Annotated in this window: 18 protein-coding genes; 16 read left to right on the forward strand and 2 right to left on the reverse strand. The window is 66.0% G+C overall.

Going from position 1 to position 22,985, the window contains the following annotated elements:
- Nucleotides 1-6: 6 nt before the first annotated feature.
- Nucleotides 7-1,407, reverse strand: coding sequence for a M48 family metalloprotease (locus tag AC5JDC_RS24530; protein WP_495845436.1), 1,401 nt, complete (start codon nucleotides 1,405-1,407; stop codon nucleotides 7-9).
- A 134-nt stretch (nucleotides 1,408-1,541) separates the two neighbouring features.
- Here AC5JDC_RS24530 and AC5JDC_RS24535 point away from each other — a divergent pair, with 134 nt between their 5' ends.
- Nucleotides 1,542-2,687 carry a pyridoxal phosphate-dependent aminotransferase gene (locus tag AC5JDC_RS24535; protein WP_495845438.1) on the forward strand — a complete coding sequence of 382 codons (1,146 nt, stop codon included), beginning with the start codon at nucleotides 1,542-1,544 and terminating at the stop codon, nucleotides 2,685-2,687.
- A gap of 9 nt (nucleotides 2,688-2,696) precedes the next feature.
- The gene (locus AC5JDC_RS24540; RefSeq protein ID WP_495845440.1) at nucleotides 2,697-3,626 is read left to right on the forward strand and encodes a glutaminase; all 930 of its coding nucleotides are present in this window, start codon (nucleotides 2,697-2,699) and stop codon (nucleotides 3,624-3,626) included.
- A gap of 114 nt (nucleotides 3,627-3,740) precedes the next feature.
- Here AC5JDC_RS24540 and AC5JDC_RS24545 read toward each other — a convergent pair whose 3' ends face one another.
- Nucleotides 3,741-6,596, reverse strand: coding sequence for an Rne/Rng family ribonuclease (locus AC5JDC_RS24545; RefSeq protein ID WP_495845442.1), 2,856 nt, complete (start codon nucleotides 6,594-6,596; stop codon nucleotides 3,741-3,743).
- Between the two features lie 613 nt (nucleotides 6,597-7,209).
- On the opposite strand from AC5JDC_RS24545, the gene AC5JDC_RS24550 reads away from it, so the two are divergent.
- The 14 genes from AC5JDC_RS24550 (at nucleotide 7,210) to AC5JDC_RS24615 (ending at nucleotide 22,888) form a co-directional block, all read left to right on the forward strand.
- Nucleotides 7,210-8,454 (forward strand): N-acetylmuramoyl-L-alanine amidase, encoded by a 1,245-nt coding sequence (locus tag AC5JDC_RS24550; RefSeq protein WP_495845444.1) that lies wholly within the window; start codon nucleotides 7,210-7,212, stop codon nucleotides 8,452-8,454.
- 205 nt (nucleotides 8,455-8,659) lie between these two features.
- Nucleotides 8,660-11,101, forward strand: coding sequence for a penicillin-binding protein 1A (locus AC5JDC_RS24555; RefSeq protein ID WP_495845446.1), 2,442 nt, complete (start codon nucleotides 8,660-8,662; stop codon nucleotides 11,099-11,101).
- Nucleotides 11,102-11,226: 125 nt separating this feature from the next.
- Nucleotides 11,227-12,355, forward strand: a protein-coding gene (prfB, locus tag AC5JDC_RS24560) for a peptide chain release factor 2 (RefSeq protein ID WP_495845448.1) whose coding sequence is annotated in 2 segments (ribosomal slippage) — nucleotides 11,227-11,292 and nucleotides 11,294-12,355 — 1,128 coding nt in all. Because the reading frame shifts where the segments join, the coding sequence is not laid out codon by codon here.
- Nucleotides 12,356-12,751: 396 nt separating this feature from the next.
- The gene (locus tag AC5JDC_RS24565; protein ID WP_245428415.1) at nucleotides 12,752-13,141 is read left to right on the forward strand and encodes a hypothetical protein; all 390 of its coding nucleotides are present in this window, start codon (nucleotides 12,752-12,754) and stop codon (nucleotides 13,139-13,141) included.
- Nucleotides 13,142-13,201: 60 nt separating this feature from the next.
- Nucleotides 13,202-13,507 (forward strand): hypothetical protein, encoded by a 306-nt coding sequence (locus AC5JDC_RS24570; protein ID WP_495845451.1) that lies wholly within the window; start codon nucleotides 13,202-13,204, stop codon nucleotides 13,505-13,507.
- 229 nt (nucleotides 13,508-13,736) lie between these two features.
- A complete protein-coding gene (gene kdsA / locus AC5JDC_RS24575; RefSeq protein ID WP_495845453.1) occupies nucleotides 13,737-14,570 on the forward strand; it encodes a 3-deoxy-8-phosphooctulonate synthase in 834 nt (277 codons plus the stop codon).
- Between the two features lie 109 nt (nucleotides 14,571-14,679).
- Nucleotides 14,680-15,045, forward strand: a complete 366-nt coding sequence (locus AC5JDC_RS24580; RefSeq protein WP_495845455.1) for a PRC-barrel domain-containing protein — start codon at nucleotides 14,680-14,682, stop codon at nucleotides 15,043-15,045.
- 272 nt (nucleotides 15,046-15,317) lie between these two features.
- Entirely contained in the window at nucleotides 15,318-16,547 is a 1,230-nt protein-coding gene (locus tag AC5JDC_RS24585; RefSeq protein ID WP_495845457.1) for a septal ring lytic transglycosylase RlpA family protein, read from the forward strand.
- A 127-nt stretch (nucleotides 16,548-16,674) separates the two neighbouring features.
- A complete protein-coding gene (locus tag AC5JDC_RS24590; RefSeq protein WP_495845459.1) occupies nucleotides 16,675-17,832 on the forward strand; it encodes a D-alanyl-D-alanine carboxypeptidase family protein in 1,158 nt (385 codons plus the stop codon).
- A gap of 77 nt (nucleotides 17,833-17,909) precedes the next feature.
- A complete protein-coding gene (gene tmk / locus AC5JDC_RS24595) occupies nucleotides 17,910-18,581 on the forward strand; it encodes a dTMP kinase (protein WP_495845461.1) in 672 nt (223 codons plus the stop codon).
- On the forward strand, nucleotides 18,578-19,633 hold the full coding sequence (locus AC5JDC_RS24600) for a DNA polymerase III subunit delta' (protein ID WP_495845463.1): 1,056 nt from the start codon (nucleotides 18,578-18,580) through the stop codon (nucleotides 19,631-19,633). Before tmk ends, AC5JDC_RS24600 begins: the two co-directional genes overlap by 4 nt.
- A gap of 86 nt (nucleotides 19,634-19,719) precedes the next feature.
- A complete protein-coding gene (gene metG / locus AC5JDC_RS24605) occupies nucleotides 19,720-21,267 on the forward strand; it encodes a methionine--tRNA ligase (protein WP_495845465.1) in 1,548 nt (515 codons plus the stop codon).
- 4 nt (nucleotides 21,268-21,271) lie between these two features.
- On the forward strand, nucleotides 21,272-22,066 hold the full coding sequence (locus AC5JDC_RS24610) for a TatD family hydrolase (RefSeq protein ID WP_495845467.1): 795 nt from the start codon (nucleotides 21,272-21,274) through the stop codon (nucleotides 22,064-22,066).
- Between the two features lie 3 nt (nucleotides 22,067-22,069).
- Nucleotides 22,070-22,888: an MBL fold metallo-hydrolase gene (locus tag AC5JDC_RS24615; protein ID WP_106772476.1), complete on the forward strand. Its 819-nt coding sequence runs from the start codon at nucleotides 22,070-22,072 to the stop codon at nucleotides 22,886-22,888.
- Nucleotides 22,889-22,985: the final 97 nt, after the last annotated feature.

Below are 22,985 nucleotides of genomic sequence, written 5' to 3' on the forward strand. Positions count from 1 at the left end.
CTGCCGCTAGCCTCTTTTCTTGCTCGGAATCTTGAAATTGATGATGTCCTGCGCCCGCACCCAGCCGGGCGAGCCGCGCTTCATCTTGGCCTGGGCGCGTGCTGCGAACACCTTCGCGTCCTGATATCTGCCGGCATAGAAGTTGCCCTCTGCGCTGGCGAGGTCGGCTTCCGGGATCTGGCCGAGCTGCCCGTAGGCCTGCGCGAGATAGCGATAGCCCATGGCGTTCTCGCGGTCGCGCTCCAGCCCGGTGTTGATCTCGCTCACCGCCTTCTTCAGCGAGGCGGGATCGCCGGTGGCGATCAGCGCCTGCCCGAGCGCGATGCGCAGGATGCCTGATTTGTAGGAGTCGAGACGCACCGCGTCCCGATAGGCCTCCGCCGCCTGGCCGGGGCGATTGGCCTTCATCAGCACATCGCCGAGCAGCTCGTGGAAATAGGGGTTCTTCGGCTGCGCGCCGACCAGCGCCTCGGTCTTCTTCTGCGCCGAACGGAGATTGCCGTAGAGATAGGTCGCCATGGCATCGCCATACTGGTTGGCGAGGCCTTGCGGCGCCTTGCGAAACAGCCTCGCGGCCGCCGACTGGCCCTGCGTGTAGACGGCGATCTTGGCGCGCATCATGTCGTGGCGCTGCTGCAGGGCAGGCGGGTCCTCGACATCGAAATATCTGCTGCCGGTGGCGAGCGCCTCCAGATTGGCTATGCGCTCGCGCGGCATCGGATGGCTGATCCGGTAGGGATCGACCCGCGTGCCGGAGAGCGACAGCGCGTTCTGGAAGCGCTGGAAGGTCTTGAGCATGCCCTTGGCCGACTGGCCGGTGGCCTCGAGATAGGTGATCGCCGAACGGTCGGCGGTGGTCTCCTCGGTGCGCTGGTAGCCCATCAGGCTGCGCCGCGCCGCCTCGCCGCCGCCCATGACGATGCCGCCGCCGGCCTGGGCGAGCTCGCTGGAATTGGCGGCCGCGCCGGCGGCAATGGCGCCGATGCCGAGCAGGCTAGCGACGATCGCCATGGTTTGCGCCCGCGCGATCTGGTCGCGCAGCCGCTCCTGGTGGCCGCCGGCGAGGTGGCCGGCCTCGTGGGCGATCACGCCGATGATCTCGTTCGGGGTCTCCGACTGCATCAGCGCGCCGGTGTTGATGAACATGCGGCGCCCGGCGACGAAGGCGTTGAAGCCGGGATCGTTGACCAGGATGATATCGATGTTGGACTTCAGGCCCGCCGCCTTGAAGATCGGCCGGGCATAGTCGCGCACCAGCGCCTCGATCTCGGCGTCGCGCACCACGGAGACGTTGCCCTGCGCCTGCGCCGGCATGGTCGCGGCGAGGCCCATGGCGATGCCGACGGCGCAGCCGACGAAGGCCCGGACAGCCGAGCGCAGGACGGGGATTTTTCCGGTTGTGATCATGGCCGCAAGCACTGGTAACCGAGTGGTGGAGCGATGAAAAGGCGATGGGTCGATTTTCCTGAACTTGTGATCCCCACATCAATCGGGCATTTGTGCGGCGCGGCGGCATCGCCGGACGACGGAGCAGACAGCGAATGACAGCACTATCCCGACGCGGCGAGGTCGAGCCGTTCCATGCCATGGACGTGCTGGCGGAGGCGAACCGGCTCAAGGCCGAGGGTGTTCCGGTGATCTCGATGGCGGTCGGACAGCCGTCCGATCCGGCACCGCTTGCGGTGCGCGAGGCGGCCGCGCGGGCGCTGGAGCATGGCCGCATCGGCTATACCGACGCGCTCGGCACGGCAGCCCTGCGCGTGGCGATCGCCGCGCATTACCGCGAGCTCTACGGCGTCGAGGTGGCGCCGGAACGGGTCGCGGTGACGACCGGATCGTCCGCTGCCTTCAACCTCGCCTTCCTCGCCATGTTCGACCCCGGCGACGCGGTCGCCATCGCCTCGCCCGGCTATCCCGCCTATCGCAACATCATGGCGGCGCTCGGCCTCGACGTGGTCGAGGTGGAGATGGAGGAGGCGCCGTTCCTCACGGCCAGGCAGCTCGCGGCGGCGGATGCGCGCAAGCCGCTGCGCGGGCTGCTGTTCGCCAGCCCGGCCAATCCGACCGGAGCGGTGGTGCCGCCGGCGGAGATGGCTGCACTGCTCGCCGAGGCGAGAGCGCTAGGCATCGCCGTCATCTCCGACGAGATCTATCACCGGCTGAACTACACCGCGCCCGACGTCACCGCGCTGTCGCTCGACGACGACGTGGTGGTCATCAACTCCTTCTCCAAATACTACTGCATGACCGGATGGCGCATCGGCTGGATGGTGCTGCCGGAAAAACTGGTCCGGCCGGTGGAGCGGATCCAGCAGAGCCTCTACATCTCGCCGCCTGAGCTGTCGCAGATCGCCGCCTGCGCGGCATTCGGGGCAGGCGCCGAGCTCGACCGGGTGAAGGCGCGTTATGCGTCGAACCGCGATCTGCTGATGCGGCGCCTGCCGGAGCTCGGTTTCGCCCTGGCAGCCCCCATGGACGGCGCCTTCTACGCCTTCTGCGACGTCTCGACCCTGACCAATGACAGCATGGCCTTCGCCCGCCGCATGCTGGCGGAGGCGCATGTCGCGGCGACGCCCGGCCGCGACTTCGACACGCTGCAGGGCAACCGCTTCATGCGCTTTTCCTATGCAGGCAGTCACGAGGACATGGCCGAAGCGCTCCTGCGCATCGAGCGCTGGCTGAAATAGGGGATCATCTTGCCGGAAATCGAAGACGTCCTCAGCGACCTCGCCGCCGAGATGGCGGCGCGTACCGACCGCGGCGATGTCGCCACCTACATTCCGCAGCTCGGCAAGGTCGACCCGAAGAAATTCGGCATCGCGGTCGCCACCGTCGACGGGCGGGTGATCGCCGCCGGCGACGCGGGAGAGCCGTTCTCGATCCAGAGCGTATCGAAGGTTTTCACGCTGACGCTGGCGCTCGGAAAAGTCGGCGATTCGCTGTGGAAGCGGGTCGGCCGCGAGCCGTCCGGAAATTCCTTCAACTCGATCGTCCAGCTCGAGCACGAACGCGGCATTCCGCGCAACCCGTTCATCAACGCCGGCGCCATCGTCGTCTCCGACGTGCTGCTGGCCGGCCACCAGCCGCGCGAGGCGATCGGCGAGATCCTGCGTTTCGTCCAGTTCCTGACCGACGACGACAGCGTCTACATCGACCAGGGCGTGGCAGCGTCGGAGCGGGAGACCGGCTTCCGCAACTTCGCGCTCGCCAACTACATGCGCTCCTTCGGCAACCTGCACCATCCGGCCGAATTGACGCTGGGCGTCTACTTCCACCACTGCGCCATCGCCATGAGCTGCCGGCAACTGGCGCTTGCGGGCCGCTTCCTCGCCTGCGGCGGCCGCAATCCGGCGACTGGCCATTCGGTGATCTCCAGCGAGCGGGCGCGCCGCATCAATGCGCTGATGCTGACCTGCGGCCATTATGACGGCTCGGGCGACTTCGCCTTCCATGTCGGCATTCCCGGCAAGAGCGGCGTCGGCGGCGGCATACTCGGCATCATCCCCGGCGTAGCCTCGGTTGCGGTCTGGTCGCCGGGCCTCAACGCCAATGGCAACTCGCATCTGGGATCGGTGGCGATGGAAAAGCTGGCGCGGGCGATGAACTGGTCGATCTTCTCACCCTGACGCCGATCGTGCGTTTCAGATCAGAAACGCAAAACCCGCGCAGCCGGGCTGGCTGCGCGGGTTTCGTTTCACTGCGATCCGGCTTCAATGAGTGAAGCCAGGATGCCGATCGGCTTATAGAAAACCCCGCCGCTGCCACCAGCCGGATTTTTTCGGCCGGTCGGCCGCCGGCTGCGGTTGCGCCACAGGCTCCGTCGCGACAGGCTCCGGTTCCTGGGCAGGCTCGGCATGCGGCTCGTCAGATGCGGCTTCCGGCTCCGGCTCGGGAGCCTCGGCGGCGGGCGCCGCTTCGCTAGCCTCCGCAGCCTCGGGCTCCTGCTTCTTGCGCGAGCGCCTTGCCGGCTTCTTGGCGGGAGCAACTTCGGCATCGGCCACGGCCTCGCCGCCGGCTTCCTCGGCGGCGGCTGCCTTCTTGCGCGGCGCGGCACGGCGCTTCTTCGGCGCTTCGACCGGCTCGGCTTCGGCCGAAACGTCCTGTTCGGGCACGACAGCGGCAACGGCCTCGGCTTCTTCGACGACTTCGGCCTCCGCAGGTTCGACGGGTCCCTCGACCGCAGACGCCTCCGTGGCCGCCTCATCCTCGGCCTCGCCGCGATGACGACGACCGCCGCGCTTGCCGCGCCGCCGCTTCTTGCGTTCTGCCTCTTCGGCGGCCGACACGGCTTCGTTCACGTCTCCGGTGCCGCCGGCTTCCTCGACCTCGCCGGAGACCGCCTCGTCGTGCGCGGTATCCTGCTCGACGCCCGCCGTTGCTTCCTCGGCATGCGGCTGGGCATCGTGATCGCGGTCGCGTCCGCCGCGCCGCCGGCGCCGGCGGCGCTTGCGCCGGTCGCGCGACTCGCCTTCCGGATGGGAGCGTTCCTCGCTGGGCTCGGCCTCGACGACGACGCCTTCATCCTCGGCCTCGATTTCGTCCTCTTCCTCGAAGGCTGGCTCCAGGGTTGGGCTGACGATGGCGGAGGGAGGGGTCAACGACTTCTCGGCGATGGCGCCGCGGAAGATCGCATAATGCTGCGAGCCGACCGTCTCGTCGGCCTCGATGGTGATGGTCAGGCCGAAGCGTGCCTCCATCTCCATCAGCGAGCTGCGCTTGTGGTTGAGCACGTACATGGCCGTGGAGACCGGCGTCTTGACGACGATGTGGCTGCGCGAATCCTTGAGCAGGAATTCCTCGATCGCCCGCACCACCAGCAGGGCGACGGAGGAATCCGAACGCACATGGCCGGTGCCGCCGCAGTGCGGGCACGGTTTCATCGTCGATTCCAGCACGCTGGCGCGGATGCGCTGGCGGCTCATCTCCATCAGGCCGAAATGCGAAATGCGGCCGAGCTGGATGCGCGCCCGGTCGTTCTTGAGATGATCCTTGAGACGCTTCTCGACCGCACGGTTGTTGCGGTTCTCCTCCATGTCGATGAAGTCGATGACGATCAGGCCGGCAAGGTCGCGCAGGCGCAACTGGCGGGCGACCTCCTCGGCCGCCTCCAGATTGGTGTGCAGCGCCGTCTCCTCGATCGAGTGCTCGCGCGTCGAGCGGCCGGAGTTGACGTCGATCGAGACCAGCGCCTCGGTCTGGTTGATGATGATGTAGCCGCCGGACTTCAGCGTGACCTGCGGCTGCAGCATGCGGTCGAGCTGCGCCTCCACGCCATAGCGCGCGAACACCGGCACGGTGTCGCGGTAGGGCTGCACCACCTTGGCGTGGCTCGGCATCAGCATGCGCATGAAGTCCTTGGCCTCGCGGTAGCCGTCCTCGCCGGCAACATGGATCTCGTCGATGTCCTTGTTGTAGAGGTCGCGCACCGAGCGCTTGATCAGGCTGCCTTCCTCATAGACGAGGGCAGGGGCCGACGACTGCAGCGTGAGCGTGCGCACGTTCTCCCACAGCCGCATCAGATATTCGTAGTCGCGCTTGATCTCGGCCTTGGTGCGGCTCTCGCCGGCGGTGCGCAGGATGACGCCCATGCCCTGCGGCACCTCGAGATCCTGCACGACCTCCTTGAGGCGCTTGCGGTCCTGCGCGTTGGTGATCTTGCGCGAGATGCCGCCGCCGCGGGCGGTGTTGGGCATCAGCACCGAATAGCGGCCGGCGAGCGACAGATAGGTGGTGAGTGCGGCGCCCTTGTTGCCGCGCTCCTCCTTGACGACTTGGACCAGCAGGATCTGCCGGCGCTTGATCACTTCCTGGATCTTGTACTGGCGCCGCATCGGCTTGCGGCGGACCTGCACTTCCTCGAGCGCATCGTCGGCGCCCACCGATTCGATCTCGTGATCATCCGTGGATGTGTCGGCAAGTTCCTCGACCTCGCCGCCGCCCGGCGCGGGCGCCGTCTCGTGCGTCTCGTCGGCGACCGTCTCCACCTCTTCCGACACGACATCGGCCTCGATGGCGGCCGCCATGTTGGATGGCTTGTCGCTGCCGGACCGGTTTTCAGGCTCATCGGCCGGTTCCGGAACCTCGGCCGATTCGAAGGCGGCATCCTCCGCCCCGCCCGCCTCGGCGGAAAGCTCCTCCGCAACCGGGGCTGCATCCTCGTCGCCATCGGCATCTTCGCCGGCTTCGGCCCCGGCGCGCGATGCGTCCTCGCCATTGCGGCCGCGGCTGCGTCCGCGCCGACGGCGGCGCCCGCGGTTGCGTTCCTGGCGGTCCTCGCTTTCGCCGTCGTCATCCGCCTCGTCCTCGGCGGCTTCGGCTTCGGCGCGCAGCAGCGCCTGGCGGTCTGCGACCGGGATCTGGTAATAATCGGGATGAATTTCGCTGAAGGCGAGGAAACCGTGCCGGTTTCCGCCATATTCGACAAAGGCAGCCTGAAGGGATGGTTCGACCCGAGTTACCCGGGCGAGATAGATGTTTCCTTTTAGCTGCTTCTTGTCCTGTGATTCGAAATCAAATTCTTCAATACGGTTACCGTGAACGACGACGACCCGTGTTTCCTCCGGGTGGGAGGCATCTATGAGCATTTTGTTGGGCATTATGTTTTTTCCTGCCGAGCGCACGCCTTCCGCCGCGGGGCAAAGCCTCCGTGGTGAGCAGAATCTGCGCTTCGATCGTATTGATGTCCGCCTGCCGCTGCCGCCGCGCCACGGTGGTGCCGCCCGCCGCCTGATAGGCGCGGTACAGTGCGGACCTTTCCGAGATTGCGCTTCCGACCATTGCTTGCGTTGCGGATCCTCTTGAACCAAGGCCCGGGGAGCCCGGACCAGCTATTTGCTCGTGTCGAGCCGGCGCGAATTTCCTGTTCGCGCCGTTTGCCTTGACGTTCCGAGAGCCGTGGGGACGGCGTCCCGGGACGAATTCTGTGCTGGCCACGCCTGCCCGGACGGAGCTGTCCGGCCGCATTTATCCGACTCCACAGTCTGCCACTAGAACAGCAGACACCGAGCATTGCAGTGTACCAGTCCCGCTTTTATGATTTGACCGTGTTTTAGGCAACCCCGGATTCCGATTGCCGACAAAATGGATGGCGTTCACCGGGCGCGAGGCAAAAAGGCTTGGTTAACCTTATCTGGATACCAATCCTTAATTGAACAGGGCCCGCAGGCGACGGGCCGGGGCAGTTCGTCCAGCGTCGGAACGGGTAGCAGCATGAGTCCAACCGGTCGAGCCAATCGCAGGGCGATGTGCAGCCTCGCGGCGATGCTGTGGGTGGGCGGCATGATTCTGCTGATCGCCATCCTGTCGCCCGTTTCCGGGGCGGCTGCGGCAAGTCTCGGTGCTAAGGGGTTCAAGATGGCCGGCGATGCGACGCGCATGCGCGTCGTGATGCATTTCGATGCCGAGCCGGAGTTGCGCTGGTTCCTGCTGCGCGGCCCGCACAGGCTGGTGTTGGACCTGCCCGATACCCGCTTCGCCTTCGAGCCTAAGGACATGAAGCCGCGCGGCCTCGTCCGGCGGGTCAGCTACGGCGACGCCGGCGAGGGCAGATCGCGGGTGATCTTCGCCACCAAGGGTCCGTTCGTCGTGGAGCACGCAGACGTGGTCGCCGAAGAGGACGGCGCCGGCTACCGGCTGTCCATCGATATCGCGGCGGCCGGGGAGCGGCAGTTCGAGGCGGCGCTGGCGGATCAGGCCGAAGTCACCGGCTCGACCGCCGCGGCACCCAAGGGCAGCCGGGTAGGGGCCTCCGTGGACCGCCCGGCCAAGCCCTTCGTCATCGTCATCGATCCGGGGCATGGCGGCATCGACAGCGGCGCGCTCGGGGTCAACGGAACCGTCGAAAAGACCATCACGCTGGCCTTCGCGCTCGAGCTCAAGGCGAAGCTGCAGGCGGAGGGCAAATACGACGTCCATCTGACCCGGTCGAGCGACCTGTTCCTGAGGCTCGACGACCGGGTGCGGATCGCGCGCCAGCAGGAGGCGGATCTGTTCATTTCCGTCCATGCCGATACCATCAACCTGAAAGGCATCCGCGGCGCGACCGTGTACACGGTGTCCGACAAGGCGTCCGACGCCGAAGCCCAGGCGCTGGCCGATCGCGAAAACCTTTCCGACAAGCTCGCCGGCATCGAGGTCGAGGATGAGAACCACGAAGTCGCGGACATTCTGGTCGACCTCATCCGCCGCGAGACCCACGCCTTCTCCATCCGCTTTGCCCGAACGCTGGTCGGCGAACTGTCCGAGACGGTGGGCCTGATCAACAATCCCCATCGGTTCGCCGGATTCAGGGTGCTGAAGGCGCCGGACGTGCCGTCGGTGCTGGTTGAGCTCGGCTATCTCTCCAATGCCGAGGACGAGGAGCAGTTGCGCAATCCCGAATGGCGCGGCAAGGCGGTGACCTCGATCTCGAATGCGATCGCGGCCTTTGCCTCGGCCAGGGCGGCGGGCGGCTGATGTCGCCGGCGGGCTCGTCGCGAGGTTGCGTTGCGGCTGCGCCACACCCGAACGGTTTCGGCGGAGAAGCCCCGGATGCCCATCACAATGCCGTATTTTGTCTACACGCCGAGGACAATGCTATATTGATGTTCGGGCTCGCCGGTTCGGGTTGCCGACCAGTTGGGAATCAACAAGAACCGCCGGGGCTTGAAGTGGAGCGGAAATGATTCGTCTCATCGGCTATTTCTTCGGGATCGGCACCATGCTGGCGCTGCTGGTCGCCGGCGCCGTTGCGGTCTATGTCGGCGGTCTCTCCAAGGATCTGCCCGACTACGAGGTGCTGGCAAACTACGAGCCGCCGGTGACGACGCGCGTGCATGCGGTCGACGGTTCGCTGATGGGCGAGTTTGCACGCGAGCGGCGGCTGTATCTGCCGATCCAGGCGATCCCGGACCGCGTCAAGGCGGCCTTCCTCTCCGCGGAGGACAAGAATTTCTACCATCATCCCGGCGTCGACGTGGAAGGCGTGGTGCGCGCGGCCCTCGTCTATGCGCGCGGCGGGCCGATGCAGGGCGGCTCGACGATCACGCAGCAGGTGGCGAAGAACTTCCTTCTCACCAACGAGCGGTCGCTCGAGCGCAAGGTCAAGGAAGCGATCCTCTCCTTCCGCATCGAGCAGGCCTATTCCAAGGACCGCATTCTCGAACTCTATCTCAACGAGATCTTCTTCGGCCTCGGCGCCTACGGCGTGGCGGGGGCCGCGCTGACCTACTACGACAAGTCGGTGAATGAGCTGTCGGTCGCGGAGGCCGCCTACCTTGCGGCCCTGCCGAAGGGGCCGTCGAACTATCATCCGTTCCGCTATGCGGATCGCGCGATCGTGCGCCGCAACTGGGTGATCGATCAGATGGTCGACAACGGCTATGTGACGCGCGAGGAAGGCGTGAAGGCCAAGGCCGAGCCGCTCGGCGTGACGCCGCGGCGCAAGGGTACCTACCTGTTCGCCGGCGAGTATTTCACCGAGGAGGTTCGCCGCGAGATCATCGCCCGTTATGGCGAGAACGCGCTCTACGAGGGCGGCTTGTCGGTCCGCACCACGCTCGACCCGAAGATGCAACTGGTTGCGCGGCGGGCGATGCAGAGGGGCCTGCTGAAATACGACACGCTGCGCGGTTATCGCGGCCCGGTCACGCATGTCGAAGTGGGCGGCGACTGGGGCGTGCCGCTGGGCGAGGTCAAGCGCCTGGACGATGTGCCGGAATGGCAGCTCGCCGTGGTGACGGATGTCGGCGCCTCCGGAGTGACGATCGGCTTGCAGCCTCCCCGCGAGGCTTCCGGCAAGCTGTCCGACGAGCGCAAGACCGGAAGCATCGCGAAAGCGGACATGGCCTTCGTCATGCGCCACGTGGTGGACGGCAAGCGGCTGAAGGCGAATTCGCCCGAAGACGTGCTGAAGATCGGCGACGTGATCTATGTCGAGGAGAAGCCGGAGAAGGACGGCTATCTGGTCCGCCAGGTGCCGGAGGTGTCGGGCGGCCTGGTGGCGATGGATCCGCATACGGGCCGCGTGCTGGCCATGGTCGGCGGCTTCTCCTATTCGGAATCCGAGTTCAACCGCGCGACCCAGGCCTGGCGTCAGCCGGGCTCGTCGTTCAAGCCGATCGTCTATGCCGCCGCGCTCGACAACGGCTACACGCCGGCTTCCGTCATCATGGACGGACCGATCACCATCAAGATCGGCACCGAGGTCTGGACGCCCAAGAACTACGACGGCAAGGCGGCCGGACCGTCGACGCTGCGCAACGGCATCGAGCGCTCGCGCAACCTGATGACGGTGCGGCTCGCCAACGACATGGGCATGAAGCTGGTCGCCGAATATGCCGAACGCTTCGGCGTCTACGACAAGATGCCGCCGCACATCGCCATGGCGCTGGGCTCCGGCGAAACCACGGTCATGCGCATGGTCTCGGCCTATGCGGTGATGGCCAATGGCGGCCGGCAGATCAAGCCGTCGCTGATCGACCGCATCCAGGACCGCTACGGCAAGACCGTCTACAGACATGACGAGCGGGGCTGCGAAGGCTGCAACGCGGCCGAGTGGAACAACCAGCCCGAACCTGACCTGGCGGACAATGCCGAGCAGGTGCTCGACCCGATGACCGCCTACCAGATCACGTCGATGATGGAGGGCGTGGTGCAGCGGGGCACGGCGGTGACCGTCTCGGAGCTCGGGCGTCCGATCGCCGGCAAGACCGGCACCACCAACGACGAGAAGGACACCTGGTTCATCGGCTATACACCGAATCTCGTCGTCGGCCTCTACATGGGTTTCGACAAGCCGCAGACGCTCGGCAAGGGCGCGACCGGCGGCGGCCTCGCCGCGCCGATCTTCAAGGAGTTCATGGGCGAGGTGCTCAAGGACACGCCCGTCGTCGACTTCCAGGTGCCGGAAGGCATGAAGCTGATCGCCATCAACCGCAAGACCGGAATGCAGGCGAGCGAGGGCGCCGGCGGCACCATCATCGAAGCCTTCAAGCCGGGCACGGGTCCCGCCGACAGCTACTGGGTGATCGGCATGGACGACGGCGGCCCGGCGGGCGTCGCCGAGAAAATCTCGCCGCAGGCGAGCAAGGCGATCAGCCAGGGCGGCGGCGGTCTCTACTGACCTGGTCCGGCCGCCTCCAGGCGGACGGCAAATCTCATTTCCTTGGCTTTACACCCGGTCGGCGCGTGCCTATGGTCCGCGCCGACCGATTTTCCCACGCAAGCGAGAAGGGCAAGAACACTGCCATGCGTGCAGAGACCGAAAAGCTCGTCGACGAAATCAAGCAGGCCATAAGCCTGCTGAGGAGGCATCTTTGACTGGGATGCCGCTTTAAAGAGACTGGACTACCTCAACAGCCGCGCCGAGGACGCCACCCTGTGGAACGATCCGCAGGAGGCGCAGAAGCTGATGCGTGAGCGCCAGGGCCTCGACGAGGGCATCACCTCGATCAAGCAGCTGACGCAAGCCCTCGAGGACAATGTCGGCCTGATCGAACTCGGCGAGGAGGAGGGCGACGAGGCCATCGTCTCCGAGGCCGAGACTGCCATCCGCTCGCTCTCCGGCGAGATCAAGGCACGCCAGATCGAGACGCTGCTCTCGGGCGAGGCCGATTCCAACGACACCTATCTGGAAGTGCATGCAGGCGCCGGCGGCACCGAGAGCCAGGATTGGGCCAATATGCTCCTGCGCATGTATACGCGCTGGGCAGAGCGGCGGCGCTTCAAGGTGGAAGTGCTGGAGATGCACGACGGCGAGGAGGCCGGGATCAAGTCGGCCACCCTGGTGATCAAGGGCCACAACGCCTATGGCTGGCTGAAGACCGAGTCGGGCGTGCACCGCCTGGTGCGGATCTCGCCCTATGACAGCAATGCGCGCCGGCACACGTCGTTCTCGTCGGTCTGGGTCTATCCGGTCATCGACGACACGATCGAGATCGACATTCCGGAATCGGACGTACGCATCGACACCTACCGCTCGTCGGGAGCGGGCGGGCAGCACGTCAACACCACCGATTCGGCGGTCCGCATCACCCACATCCCGACCGGGATCGCCGTGGCCTGCCAGGCCGAGCGTTCGCAGCACAAGAACCGCGCCAAGGCCTGGGAAATGCTGCGCTCGCGCCTCTACGAGGAAGAGCTGAAGAAGCGCGAGGCCGAGGCCAACGCGACCGAGGCGGCCAAGACCGACATCGGCTGGGGCCACCAGATACGCTCCTATGTGCTGCAGCCCTATCAACTCGTGAAGGACCTGCGCACCGGCATGGAGAGCACGAGCCCGTCGGACGTGCTCGACGGCGACCTCGACGACTTCATGGAAGCGTCGCTGTCGCACCGCATCGAGGGCGGCGCCGGGCAGGTGGCGGATATCGACTGACGGCGATGCCGCGCCCGCCGGTGATCCGGCCGGCGTGGAGTATCTCCCGGCGAAAGCCCGTCGACCAGGTCACGCGGCCTTTCGCACCGCGATGAGCTTTGCGGCGGCAGGAAAACGCCTGCAACGGCCGGGGCCCGTGCAACCCTTCTTGTAAGTAATCGTTAATGCTGGCGGCGCACACTTGCCCTGCGGTCGGCGCGATAGGGTTGCATTATTGTGCACTGCAGCAATGTCTTGCGCCGGCTTGGGAATCGGTCCAGCCTGCAAGGGTTGGTGCAAAAAGCATTGATGGCCGGTTGCGGCATTGGATCAACGCTGACGTCCGGCTGAAAGGGAGACACGTTCCGGGAAGGGGCAAGCCATGCGCTTGATGACCTCACTTCGAAGGAATGCGTCATGCCCAAGACAGCCAAAGTCAACCAGAAATCGGCCCATGCACGGTCGCCCCGCGCTTCGTCCGCCCTCGTTGCTTTCTGGGTCATTGTCGGTTCCGGAGTTTTTGGTGCCGCGCCCGCCGGGGCGCACGATGCGTTGCCGACGGCCGCCCAGCCCAATGGCTGGAGTTATCCTTTCTCCTGTTGCTCGGGCTATGACTGCCGCGCGGTCCCGCAAACGGCGATCAGCGAACGCCCCGAAGGTTATGTGATTCAGGGAACAGGCGAGGTACTGCCTTACCGGGACGCCCGGCTGAAGGATTCTCCCGACGGGGAGTTTCATTGGTGTTCGGTTGCCGGAGCGAATGATTCCCGTACGATCTGCCTGTTCGTCCCGCCGCGCTCCTACTGAGTGCTACGTCTCGACCTCCAGGGAACGTCACGGCGGCAGGTTCGTTAGGCGTTTCCTTCGATGGAGATCGACATGGTCAGGCTCGTGCTTATCGCCGCATTGCTGGGGGCGACACAGGTTCATGCGGCTTCGAGGTTTTCCGCGGCGGACATGAGTTGCCGAAGCCTCCAGCAAGGCATAGCCGCGGACGGCGTGGCGATCGTCTATTATTTGTCGTCCCGCGGCAACCTGCTCTACGGACGCTATGTCCGCAGCCAGCAGTTCTGCGGCAACGCGGAGGTCACGAGCACCAGCTACATCCGAACCGCGGACAGCCGGTCCTGCCCGGTCAAGACCTGCGTTCAATACGACTTCAAGCCGGACTGATCCCGCGCTATCGCAGCCATGCGGAGGCCTTCCCCGGCTGCCGCTCCGGATCGGCCGCGCTCAGCGACCTCGGAACTGCGCCTGCAGAGCAGAGGCAGGCTGGAGGCGGAAAAAACGCGACCCTTGCAGTGCGCGGCGCAATCGGGCACACCGCGCCATCGAAAAGGCAGCCGATAGTCTCGCCCTTTGCCGTGCGACCTGTACCTGCCTTCGCGCCCGAGGAGTTACCATGACCAGCCCCAACCCGATCGTCGCCGTCGGCAACGTCTCCTTCGACAACGCGGCGCCGCTGGCGCTGATTGCCGGACCCTGCCAGCTCGAAACCCGCCAGCACGCGATCGACATTGCCGGCCGTTTGAAGGAAATCTGCGCCGGGCTCGGGATCGGACTGGTCTACAAGACGAGCTTCGACAAGGCCAACCGTACGTCGCTCGGCGGCCGCCGCGGCGCCGGTCTTGAGGCTGCCCTGCCTGTATTTGACGAAATCCGCGAAAAGCTCGGTCTGCCGGTGCTGACCGACGTCCATACCGAGGAGCAGTGCGGCATCCTCGCCGCGCATGTCGACGTGCTGCAGATCCCGGCCTTCCTGTCGCGCCAGACCGATCTCCTGATCGCCGCGGCAAGGACGGGCAAGGTCGTGAACGTCAAGAAGGGCCAATTCCTCGCCCCCTGGGACATGAAGAACGTGGTGGCCAAGGTCACGGCTTCCGGCAATCCCAATGTGCTGGTTACCGAGCGGGGCGCCTCCTTCGGCTACAACACGCTGGTGTCGGACATGCGCGCCCTGCCGATCATGGCCGAGATCGGCGCGCCCATCATCTTCGACGCCACCCATTCGGTGCAGCAGCCGGGCGGGCAGGGCGGTTCATCCGGCGGCGACCGCCGCTTCGTCGAAACCCTGGCCAGGGCGGCGGTCGCCGTCGGCGTCGCCGGTGTCTTCATCGAGACGCACGAGGATCCGGACAACGCGCCATCGGACGGGCCGAACATGGTGCCGCTGGACAAGCTGCCTGGGCTTCTGGAGCGGCTCGTCGCCTTCGACCGCGTCGCCAAGGGCCTGTAGCGACAGGCAGGCGGGCGCTCTCCGTCGCAGGACCGCAAGACGTTCGTTTCGACGGAACCTCGACGGCGTCCGGTCATTCTCCTCCCATCACCAGATGAGGAGTTTTGCCATGACAACAGCTACCGGCCACACGGATGCCATCGCCGCCTCGCGCGTCATCGGGACGGCAGTCTACAACACGTCCGGCGAGAAAATCGGCACCATCCAGGACGTCATGCTCGAGAAGACGACGAACGGCATCATGTTCGCCGTCATAGGTTTCGGCGGCTTTCTCGGCATGGGCGAGAAATACCATGCGGTGCCCTGGTCGGTCCTCGACTACGATGAGGGCCGAGGCGGTTATGTCGTTCCTTTCACGAGAGAGCAGATCGAAGCTGCGCCGGCCGATTCCATCGACGCGCTGACCCGCGGCGACGGCGAAAAATCCCGCAACGCGGCCTACCAGTATTACGGCGTGGAGCCCTACTGGCACTGACCGGCCGTTTCGAACCAAGCGTGCGGCCCCGGGATGCCCGGGGCCGCATTCGTATCGGCCTATGGCAGTGGACAATGGGTGAAACGAGCGTCTTTTGCGGGTTAGTTGGCGCTCGGCCATAATCCTGCCCGCTTCCCGACACAATCGATTAATGGCGTGATAACAGTTTCCCGTTTAGGAAGGGACGGGGACGATTTGTGGCTGCCTGTGTCGTTCGCGCAACGCGAGGACCAGGCGGACGGCACGCAAACGAAGGTGTTGGGGACTTCCGTATGGCTCTTTCGGCGCGCTCGCGTCTCCGCCGCGCAAGCTCAATCACGGTGATCGCGCTTTGTGTCGGCTTCCTTGCCGCATGCGCCGGTCCGCAGCCTCAGCAGGCCGCCAAGAAGACGCGCTCGAAGGAATATTTCCCCGAATCCGTATGGGGCGTTAAGGCCAGCCCGCGCGTCAGCGACAAGAAATCGAACCTGCCGCGCGGCGGCGGCCGCGACCAGACCGGCAAGCCCTATCAAGTGCGCGGCAAGATGTACTATCCGAAGGAAGAGAAGAACTACAAGAAGGTCGGCTATGCCTCCTGGTACGGCGACGCCTTCCACGGCCGTCTCACCGCCAATGGCGAGATCTACGACCAGACCCATCTGACCGCCGCGCATCCGACCATGCCGCTGCCGAGCTATGCGCGCGTCACCAACGTAAAGAACGGCAACTCGGTGATCGTCCGCGTCAACGACCGCGGGCCTTATTCGAACGGCCGGGTGATCGACCTGTCCAGGCGTGCGGCCGAGATGCTCGATTATACGCATCACGGCACGGCCCAGGTGCAGGTCGAATATGTCGGCCGGGCGCCGCTGGACGGCCGTGACGACCAGTATCTCATCGCGTCCTACCGGCCCGGCAACGTGGCGCCCGATCCGTCCGACGGTCTGCCGACCGGCGTGATGATCGCCATGAACGGCTCGACCCCGAGCAACCCGCAGGTGGGGCAGCCCGCAGCCGCCTTTCCGGGCACACTCACCGACGTAACGCCAGCGCAGCGCGCCGAGACGGTGCTGACGGCCAACGTGCCCGGCGAACTGGTGCTGCCGGCCTTCGGACCGATCGCCCCGGAACGGCCGTCCGTCGGCGAGACCCGGATGGCGCTGGCAAGCATGTCCTATGCGCCGCAGGAGAACGTACCGGCTTCGCAAGCCTTCGACGTGCTCGTGGGCAGCGCCAAGGCGCCGAGCGGGAAGGGGCAGGCGGACCGGATTCTGGTCGAGCAGGCTGGCGCCCCGAATCCTGCGGCTTTCGTCATGGCGGGCACCTTTGCCGCTCGAGTCGACGCCGAGCGAGTCCGCCAGGATCTGGCGCCGTTCGGTCGTGCCGTGCTGGAAACCGCCCGCATCGACGGCGTCGAAATGGTTTCGGTCAATCTCTACGAGGACGGCCGCAACTCCCTCGACGACATGCTGGTCGCCGCCTGGCGGAACGGAGCGCCGGACGCGATCGCGGTGCGCGACTGATTTTCCTGGTGCCGTCGCCATCCGGTGCCATCCTGTTTCGCCGACGGTTGGAGTCGGCCGCTCCATCGGGAAAGCGCAGAGTTCTTGAACCTCGTCGCTGGCGGTCTTTCCAGAAAGGCTGGGCAGGATGCGCCTGACATTTCCGGTCATTGCCGCGGCGATCGCGTTGCTGCTGGCGGTTGCGCCGGCGCAAGCGCAGGAACCGTTCGAGACAAAGGCGTCGGAGGCGTTGCTGATCGATGCGGAAACCGGCGCGGTGCTGTTCGCCAGGAACCCCGACAGGCCGGTCCCGCCGGCGGCTCTCGCCAAGCTGATGACGATGGAGGTGGTCTTCCACGCCATCGAGGAAGGCAGGGTCAATCTCGATGACAGTTTTGTCGTCAGCGAGAACGCCTGGCGCAGGGGTGGCGCGCCGTCCGGCGGCTCGACCATGTTCGCCGCGCTCAAATCGTCGATCCGGCTGGAGGACCTTGTCCAGGGGGTCATCGTGCAGTCGGCCAATGACGGCTGCATCATCATCGCCGAAGGCATGGCGGGCGACGAGGAAAAGTTCGCAGCACTCATGAATGAGCGGGCGCAGGCGATCGGCCTGAGCGCATCGACCTTCCGCAATTCCAGCGGGCTGCCGGCGGAGGGCCAGCTCGTCACCATGCGCGACCTGGTTCGGCTCGCCATGCATCTGTGGCGCGCATATCCGCAGTTCTACCGCTATTATGCCCAGCCCGAATTCACCTGGAACAAGATCCGCCAGCGCAACCGCAATCCGCTGCTGACGATGGGAATCGGCGCCGACGGTCTCGGCACCGGCTATACCGACGAATCCGGCTACGGGATCGTCGGCTCCGCCAGCGGCGGCGGCAGGCGGGTGTTTGTGGCGATGAGCGGCATGGAGAGCGACCGACAGCGCGCGGACGAGGCCCGCAAGCTGCTGGAGTGGGGTATGAAGGCCTTCAGCGAGGTCAGGCTGTTCGTGCCCGACGAGATCGTCGGCACCGCGGCTGTCTATGGCGGCGAAAAGGCGGCCGTGCCGCTTCGTGCCGACGGCGCGGTGAACGTGCTCGTGCCCGCCGCGGACCGCAGCCAGGTCGAAGCGCGCATCGTCTACGACGGGCCGGTCGCGGCGCCGGTGGAGCAGGGCGCCCGCATCGGCGTCCTGCAGGTCTGGCTTGGGGACACGCTGAGCCAGGAAGTGCCGCTCTACGCCGCCGAAACGGTGGCGCTCGGGGCGATCCACCAGCGCGCCATGGGCGCCGTCGCCGAACTGCTCACCGGTTGGATGCGATGAGGTCGATGTCCTTGCCGATGGACCTTGCGGTCCGCCGGTTCTAAGAGGGGTTCGGAATTCGACACAGGCAGGCCGGTTTGGCGCGCGGATTGTTCATAACGTTCGAAGGCGGCGAGGGCGCCGGCAAGTCGACGCAGATCCGGCGGCTTGCCGAGAAGCTGCGCCGCAAGGGCTACGACACGCTGGTGACGCGCGAGCCCGGCGGTTCGCCGGGCGCGGAGGCGCTGCGCCACGTCATCCTGTCCGGAGCTGCGGAGCCTTTCGGCCCGCGGATGGAGGCGCTGCTGTTCGCCGCCGCCCGCTCGGATCATGTCGAGCAGGTGATCCGGCCGGCGATCGAGCGCGGCGCGATCGTGCTGTGCGACCGCTTCCTCGATTCCTCCCGCGTCTATCAGGGACTCGCGAACGACGACGACAGCGCCTTCGTTGCGATGCTCGAGCGCGTCGCGGTCAACGGCATGATGCCGGACATGACGCTGATCTTCGACATCGACGCCGAGATCGGGATGCGCCGCGCCGCGGCAAGGCGGGGCGCCGGCGAGGCCGACCGCTTCGAGAAGGAAACGCTGGAGACGCATCGCCGCCGCCGCGACGCCTTCCTTGCCATCGCCGAGAAGGAGCCGGAGCGCTGCATCGTCGTCGATGCCTCCGAGAGCGAGGACGAGGTCGAGCAATTGGTGACCGCGGCTGTTTTCGCCGCGCTCGAGGTGCGGGCGGCGGCTGCCGGTGGCAAACGGGAGGCCGGATGATCTTCGAGCGCATAGCCCCCGAACAGCACGACACGCTGGAAGGCGTGGCCGAGCCGGGCGAGAACCCGGTGCTGGTCGGCCACGGCGACGCTGTGGCGATGATCGCGGGCGCATACGCCGCCGGCAAGCTGCCGCACGGCATCATGCTGGTCGGGCCGCGCGGCATCGGCAAGGCGACCCTGGCGTTCCACATTGCCCATCACCTGCTTCGGCATCCCGTCGCAGCGGCCGCGCCGGACCGGCTGGCCGAGCCGGATCCGGCCTCGCCGCTATTTCGGCAGATCGCCACCGGCGCCCATCCGGCGGTGCTGCACCTAACCCGGCCGTTCAACGACAAGACCAAGAAATTCGCGACCCTGCTCACCGTCGACGAGATCCGCCGGGTCAACCGGTTCCTGTCGATGACCTCGCATGACGGCAGCTACCGCATCGTGATCGTCGACCCGGCCGACGACATGAACACCAACGCGGCCAACGCCCTGCTCAAGAACCTCGAGGAGCCGCCGGTCCGCACCGTGTTCCTGCTGATCGTCCATTCCGCCGGCAGCCTGCTGCCGACGATCCGCTCGCGCTGCCAGGTCGTCCGCCTGCATCCGCTGTCGGCCGAGGAGGTCGAGACGACGCTGCGCCGTCTCGGCGTCGCCCTGCCCGAGAACGCGGCCGCGCGCCAGGCGCTGCTGGAGCGGGCAGGGGGGAGCGTGCGCAACGCCGTGCTGCTGACCGAATTCGGCGGGCTGGAGATCGCCGACACCGTCGATTCCCTCGTCGCGGCGGCGGACCTGGATCTTGCCCTGGCCTACCGGCTGGCCGATGCGGTCAGCGGGCGCGACCACGAGATCCGTCTCGATCTGATGAATGCCCACATGCTCGACCTGGTGGCGAATGCCGCCAGCGCCGCCGCCGCGGCCGGCCAAACGGCCCGCGCCGACGATTTTGCCGGCCTCTGGCAGGAATTGCGCATTGCGATCGGCGATACGGATACCTACAATCTGGATCGCAAACAACACGCGCTGAACATGATCCTGCGTCTGCACGACACGCTTCGAATGTGACGCCGCCCCCCGGCCGGGGTGGCGGCAGCCGTCCCCTTGCGCTATCTCACCCTCCGCTTTCTTCAAGGCTTGGCAACGGCACGCTCATGTCACGCGAAAAATTCTACATCACCACGGCGATTTCCTATCCCAACGGCAAGCCGCATATCGGCCACGCCTACGAGCTGCTTGCGACCGACGCGCTGGCGCGCTTCCAGCGGCTCGACGGCAAGGACGTCTATTTCCTGACCGGCACCGACGAGCACGGCATCAAGATGCTGCAGACGGCGAAGAGGGAAGGCCTGTCGCCGCGCGAACTCGCGGACCGCAACGCGCCGGAATTCAAGCGCATGGCCGAGGCGCTGAACGCCTCGAACGACGATTTCATCCGCACCACCGAGCCGCGCCACTATGCGTCGAGCCAGGCGATCTGGAAGGCGATGGCCGCCAATGGCGACATCTACAAGGGCGGCTATGCCGGCTGGTATTCGGTGCGCGACGAGGCCTATTACGGCGAGGAGGAGACCGAACTGCGCGACGACGGCGTCCGCTACGGCCCACAGGGCACGCCGGTAGAATGGGTCGAGGAGGAAAGCTATTTCTTCCGCCTTTCCGCCTATCAGGACCGGCTGCTGGCTCACTACGAGGCCAATCCCGGCTTCATCGGGCCGGCCGAGCGGCGCAACGAGGTGGTGAGCTTCGTCAAGTCCGGTCTGAAGGATCTGTCGATCTCGCGCACGACCTTCGACTGGGGCGTGCCGGTTCCCGGCGACGACAGGCACGTCATGTATGTCTGGGTCGACGCGCTCACCAACTACATCACCGGCGTCGGCTATCCCGACACGCAGGCGGAGAGCTGGCGCTACTGGCCGGCCGACGTCCATGTCATCGGCAAGGACATCGTGCGCTTCCACGCCGTCTACTGGCCGGCCTTTCTGATGTCGGCGGGGATCGACCTGCCGAAGCGTGTGTTCGGCCACGGCTTCCTGTTCAACCGAGGCGAGAAGATGTCGAAGTCGGTCGGCAACGTCGTCGACCCGTTCACGATGGTCGAGCACTACGGCGTCGACCAGGTGCGCTACTTCTTCCTGCGCGAGGTGCCGTTCGGGCAGGACGGCAGCTACAGCCACGAGGCGATCGTCAACCGCACCAACGCCGATCTCGCCAACGACCTCGGCAACCTCGCCCAGCGCTCGCTGTCGATGATCGCCAAGAACTGCGGCGGCGCGGTGCCCAGGCGCAGAACGTTGGCCGACGCCGACAAGGCCATCCTCGACCAGGCGGAGACGGCGCTCGCCACCGCGCGCAAGGCGATGGCCGAGCAGGCGATCCACGTCGCCCTGGGGGCGATCTTCGGCGTCGTGGCCGAGGCCAACCGCTACTTCGCCGGCCAGGAGCCCTGGGCGCTGAAGAAGACGGATCCGGCGCGCATGGAGACGGTGCTGCATACGACGGCCGAGACGGTGCGGCGGGTGGCGATCCTGTGCCAGCCCTTCATCCCGGCATCGGCCACCAAGCTGCTCGACCTGCTGGCGGTGCCGGCGGATCAGCGCGACTTCGCCCATGTCAGCGATGCGCACGCGCTTGCCGAGGGCACGCCGCTGCCAGCGCCGCAAGGCGTCTTTCCGCGCTATGTCGAGAAGGGCGAAGGCTGAGCCGATGCTGGTCGACAGCCACTGCCATCTCGACTTTCCGGATTTTTCCGAGGAGCGCGCCGCCATCGTGCGGCGTGCACTCGACGCCGGCGTCGGCCGCATGGTCAGCATCTCGACGCGTGTCAGGCGATTTCCGGAACTTATCAAGATCGCTGAGGAATTCGAGGCCGTCTATTGCTCGGTCGGCACCCATCCGCATAATGCCGGCGAAGAAGCCGGAATCGCTGCCGAAGAGCTCGTCAGGCTGTCCGAGCACCCCAAGGTCGTAGCGATCGGCGAAGCCGGCCTCGACTACCATTACGACAAAGCACCGCGCGACCTGCAGGCAGAAGGGTTCCGCACCCACATCGCGGCGGCGCGCCAGACAGGTCTGCCGCTCGTCATCCATGCACGCCAGGCCGACGACGACATCGCCGCAATCCTGCGCGAGGAAACGGGGAAGGGGGCCTTTCCCTTCGTCCTGCATTGCTTCTCTTCCGGCCGCGAACTGGCAAGGACCGGCGTCGAGCTCGGCGGCTACGTGTCGTTTTCCGGCATCCTGACCTTCAAGAATTCCGAGGAGCTGCGCGGCATCGCCCGGGAACTGCCGCGCGACCGGTTGCTGGTCGAGACGGACGCACCTTACCTCGCGCCGGTGCCGCATCGCGGCAAGCGCAACGAGCCGGCCTATGTGGCGCGGACGGCGGCCGTCCTGGCGGAAACCATAGATGCCGACGAAGCTGAAATCGCCGAGATCACCACCGACAATTTCTTTCGTCTTTTCAGTAAGATGCCGAGGCCGGCGGAAGTGGGTCGCTAAGCCGTGTCGGCGCGACTCAGACTGACGATCCTCGGCTGCGGCTCGTCGCCGGGAACGCCGCGCATCACCGGCGACTGGGGCAATTGCGATCCGTCCAACCCCAGGAACCGGCGTACGCGGCCGGCCGCCATGGTCGAGCGCATCGCCGGGAACGGCGGTGTCACGCGCGTCGTCATCGATACCGGCCCGGATTTCCGCGAGCAGATGCTTGCCGCCCAGGTGCAGCGCCTCGATGCGGTCATCTACACGCATCCGCATGCCGACCACATCCACGGCATCGACGATCTGCGCAGCTTCGTGCTCGAACAGCGCAAGCTGATGGACATTTTTGCCGACCAGCCGACGCTGGAGCGGCTGATGCAGGCCTTCGGCTACTGCTTCGAGACGCCGCCCGGCAGTTCGTATCCGCCGATCCTCAAGGCGCATCGCATCGACCATGCAGAGACTGTCATCGTCGAGGGCGACGGCGGCGCGCTTTGCTTCGAGCCGCTGCCGCAGATCCATGGCGACATCGTTTCGCTCGGCTTCCGTATCGGCCCCGTCGCATATTGTCCGGACGTGAGCAATTTTCCGCCGAGCACGGCCGAGCGGCTCGGCGGGCTCGACCTGCTGGTGATCGACGCGCTGCAGTACCGCACGCATCCCAGCCATTTCTCGCTGGCCGAATCGCTGGAGTGGATCGGCCGGCTGGCGCCGAAGAAAGCCGTGCTGACGCACATGCACGTGCCGCTGGATTACGCAACGGTGCTGGCCGAGACGCCCGATCACGTCGAGCCGGCCTATGACGGCATGCTGCTGGAATTTCTTTTAGAATCAGACTGAAGATATGCGTTCCTCAAGTATGGGTGGCGGTTTGGACGAGATCCAGGGCGGCTGGCGCGGCTGCGAAAGTTCCATAATATATCTTATGCGACTTAAG

Source organism: Kumtagia sp. (assembly GCF_059502445.1).

What these genes read in the sequence shown, in the direction of transcription:
- AC5JDC_RS24530 (WP_495845436.1), bottom strand. Translation starts at nt 1,407, where the DNA reads ATGATCACAACCGGAAAAATCCCCGTCCTGCGCTCGGCTGTCCGGGCC.
- AC5JDC_RS24535 (WP_495845438.1), top strand. Translation starts at nt 1,542, where the DNA reads ATGACAGCACTATCCCGACGCGGCGAGGTCGAGCCGTTCCATGCCATG.
- AC5JDC_RS24545 (WP_495845442.1), bottom strand. Translation starts at nt 6,596, where the DNA reads ATGCCCAACAAAATGCTCATAGATGCCTCCCACCCGGAGGAAACACGG.
- AC5JDC_RS24550 (WP_495845444.1), top strand. Translation starts at nt 7,210, where the DNA reads ATGAGTCCAACCGGTCGAGCCAATCGCAGGGCGATGTGCAGCCTCGCG.
- AC5JDC_RS24555 (WP_495845446.1), top strand. Translation starts at nt 8,660, where the DNA reads ATGATTCGTCTCATCGGCTATTTCTTCGGGATCGGCACCATGCTGGCG.
- AC5JDC_RS24565 (WP_245428415.1), top strand. Translation starts at nt 12,752, where the DNA reads ATGCCCAAGACAGCCAAAGTCAACCAGAAATCGGCCCATGCACGGTCG.
- AC5JDC_RS24570 (WP_495845451.1), top strand. Translation starts at nt 13,202, where the DNA reads ATGGAGATCGACATGGTCAGGCTCGTGCTTATCGCCGCATTGCTGGGG.
- kdsA (WP_495845453.1), top strand. Translation starts at nt 13,737, where the DNA reads ATGACCAGCCCCAACCCGATCGTCGCCGTCGGCAACGTCTCCTTCGAC.
- AC5JDC_RS24580 (WP_495845455.1), top strand. Translation starts at nt 14,680, where the DNA reads ATGACAACAGCTACCGGCCACACGGATGCCATCGCCGCCTCGCGCGTC.
- AC5JDC_RS24585 (WP_495845457.1), top strand. Translation starts at nt 15,318, where the DNA reads ATGGCTCTTTCGGCGCGCTCGCGTCTCCGCCGCGCAAGCTCAATCACG.
- AC5JDC_RS24590 (WP_495845459.1), top strand. Translation starts at nt 16,675, where the DNA reads ATGCGCCTGACATTTCCGGTCATTGCCGCGGCGATCGCGTTGCTGCTG.
- AC5JDC_RS24600 (WP_495845463.1), top strand. Translation starts at nt 18,578, where the DNA reads ATGATCTTCGAGCGCATAGCCCCCGAACAGCACGACACGCTGGAAGGC.
- metG (WP_495845465.1), top strand. Translation starts at nt 19,720, where the DNA reads ATGTCACGCGAAAAATTCTACATCACCACGGCGATTTCCTATCCCAAC.
- AC5JDC_RS24610 (WP_495845467.1), top strand. Translation starts at nt 21,272, where the DNA reads ATGCTGGTCGACAGCCACTGCCATCTCGACTTTCCGGATTTTTCCGAG.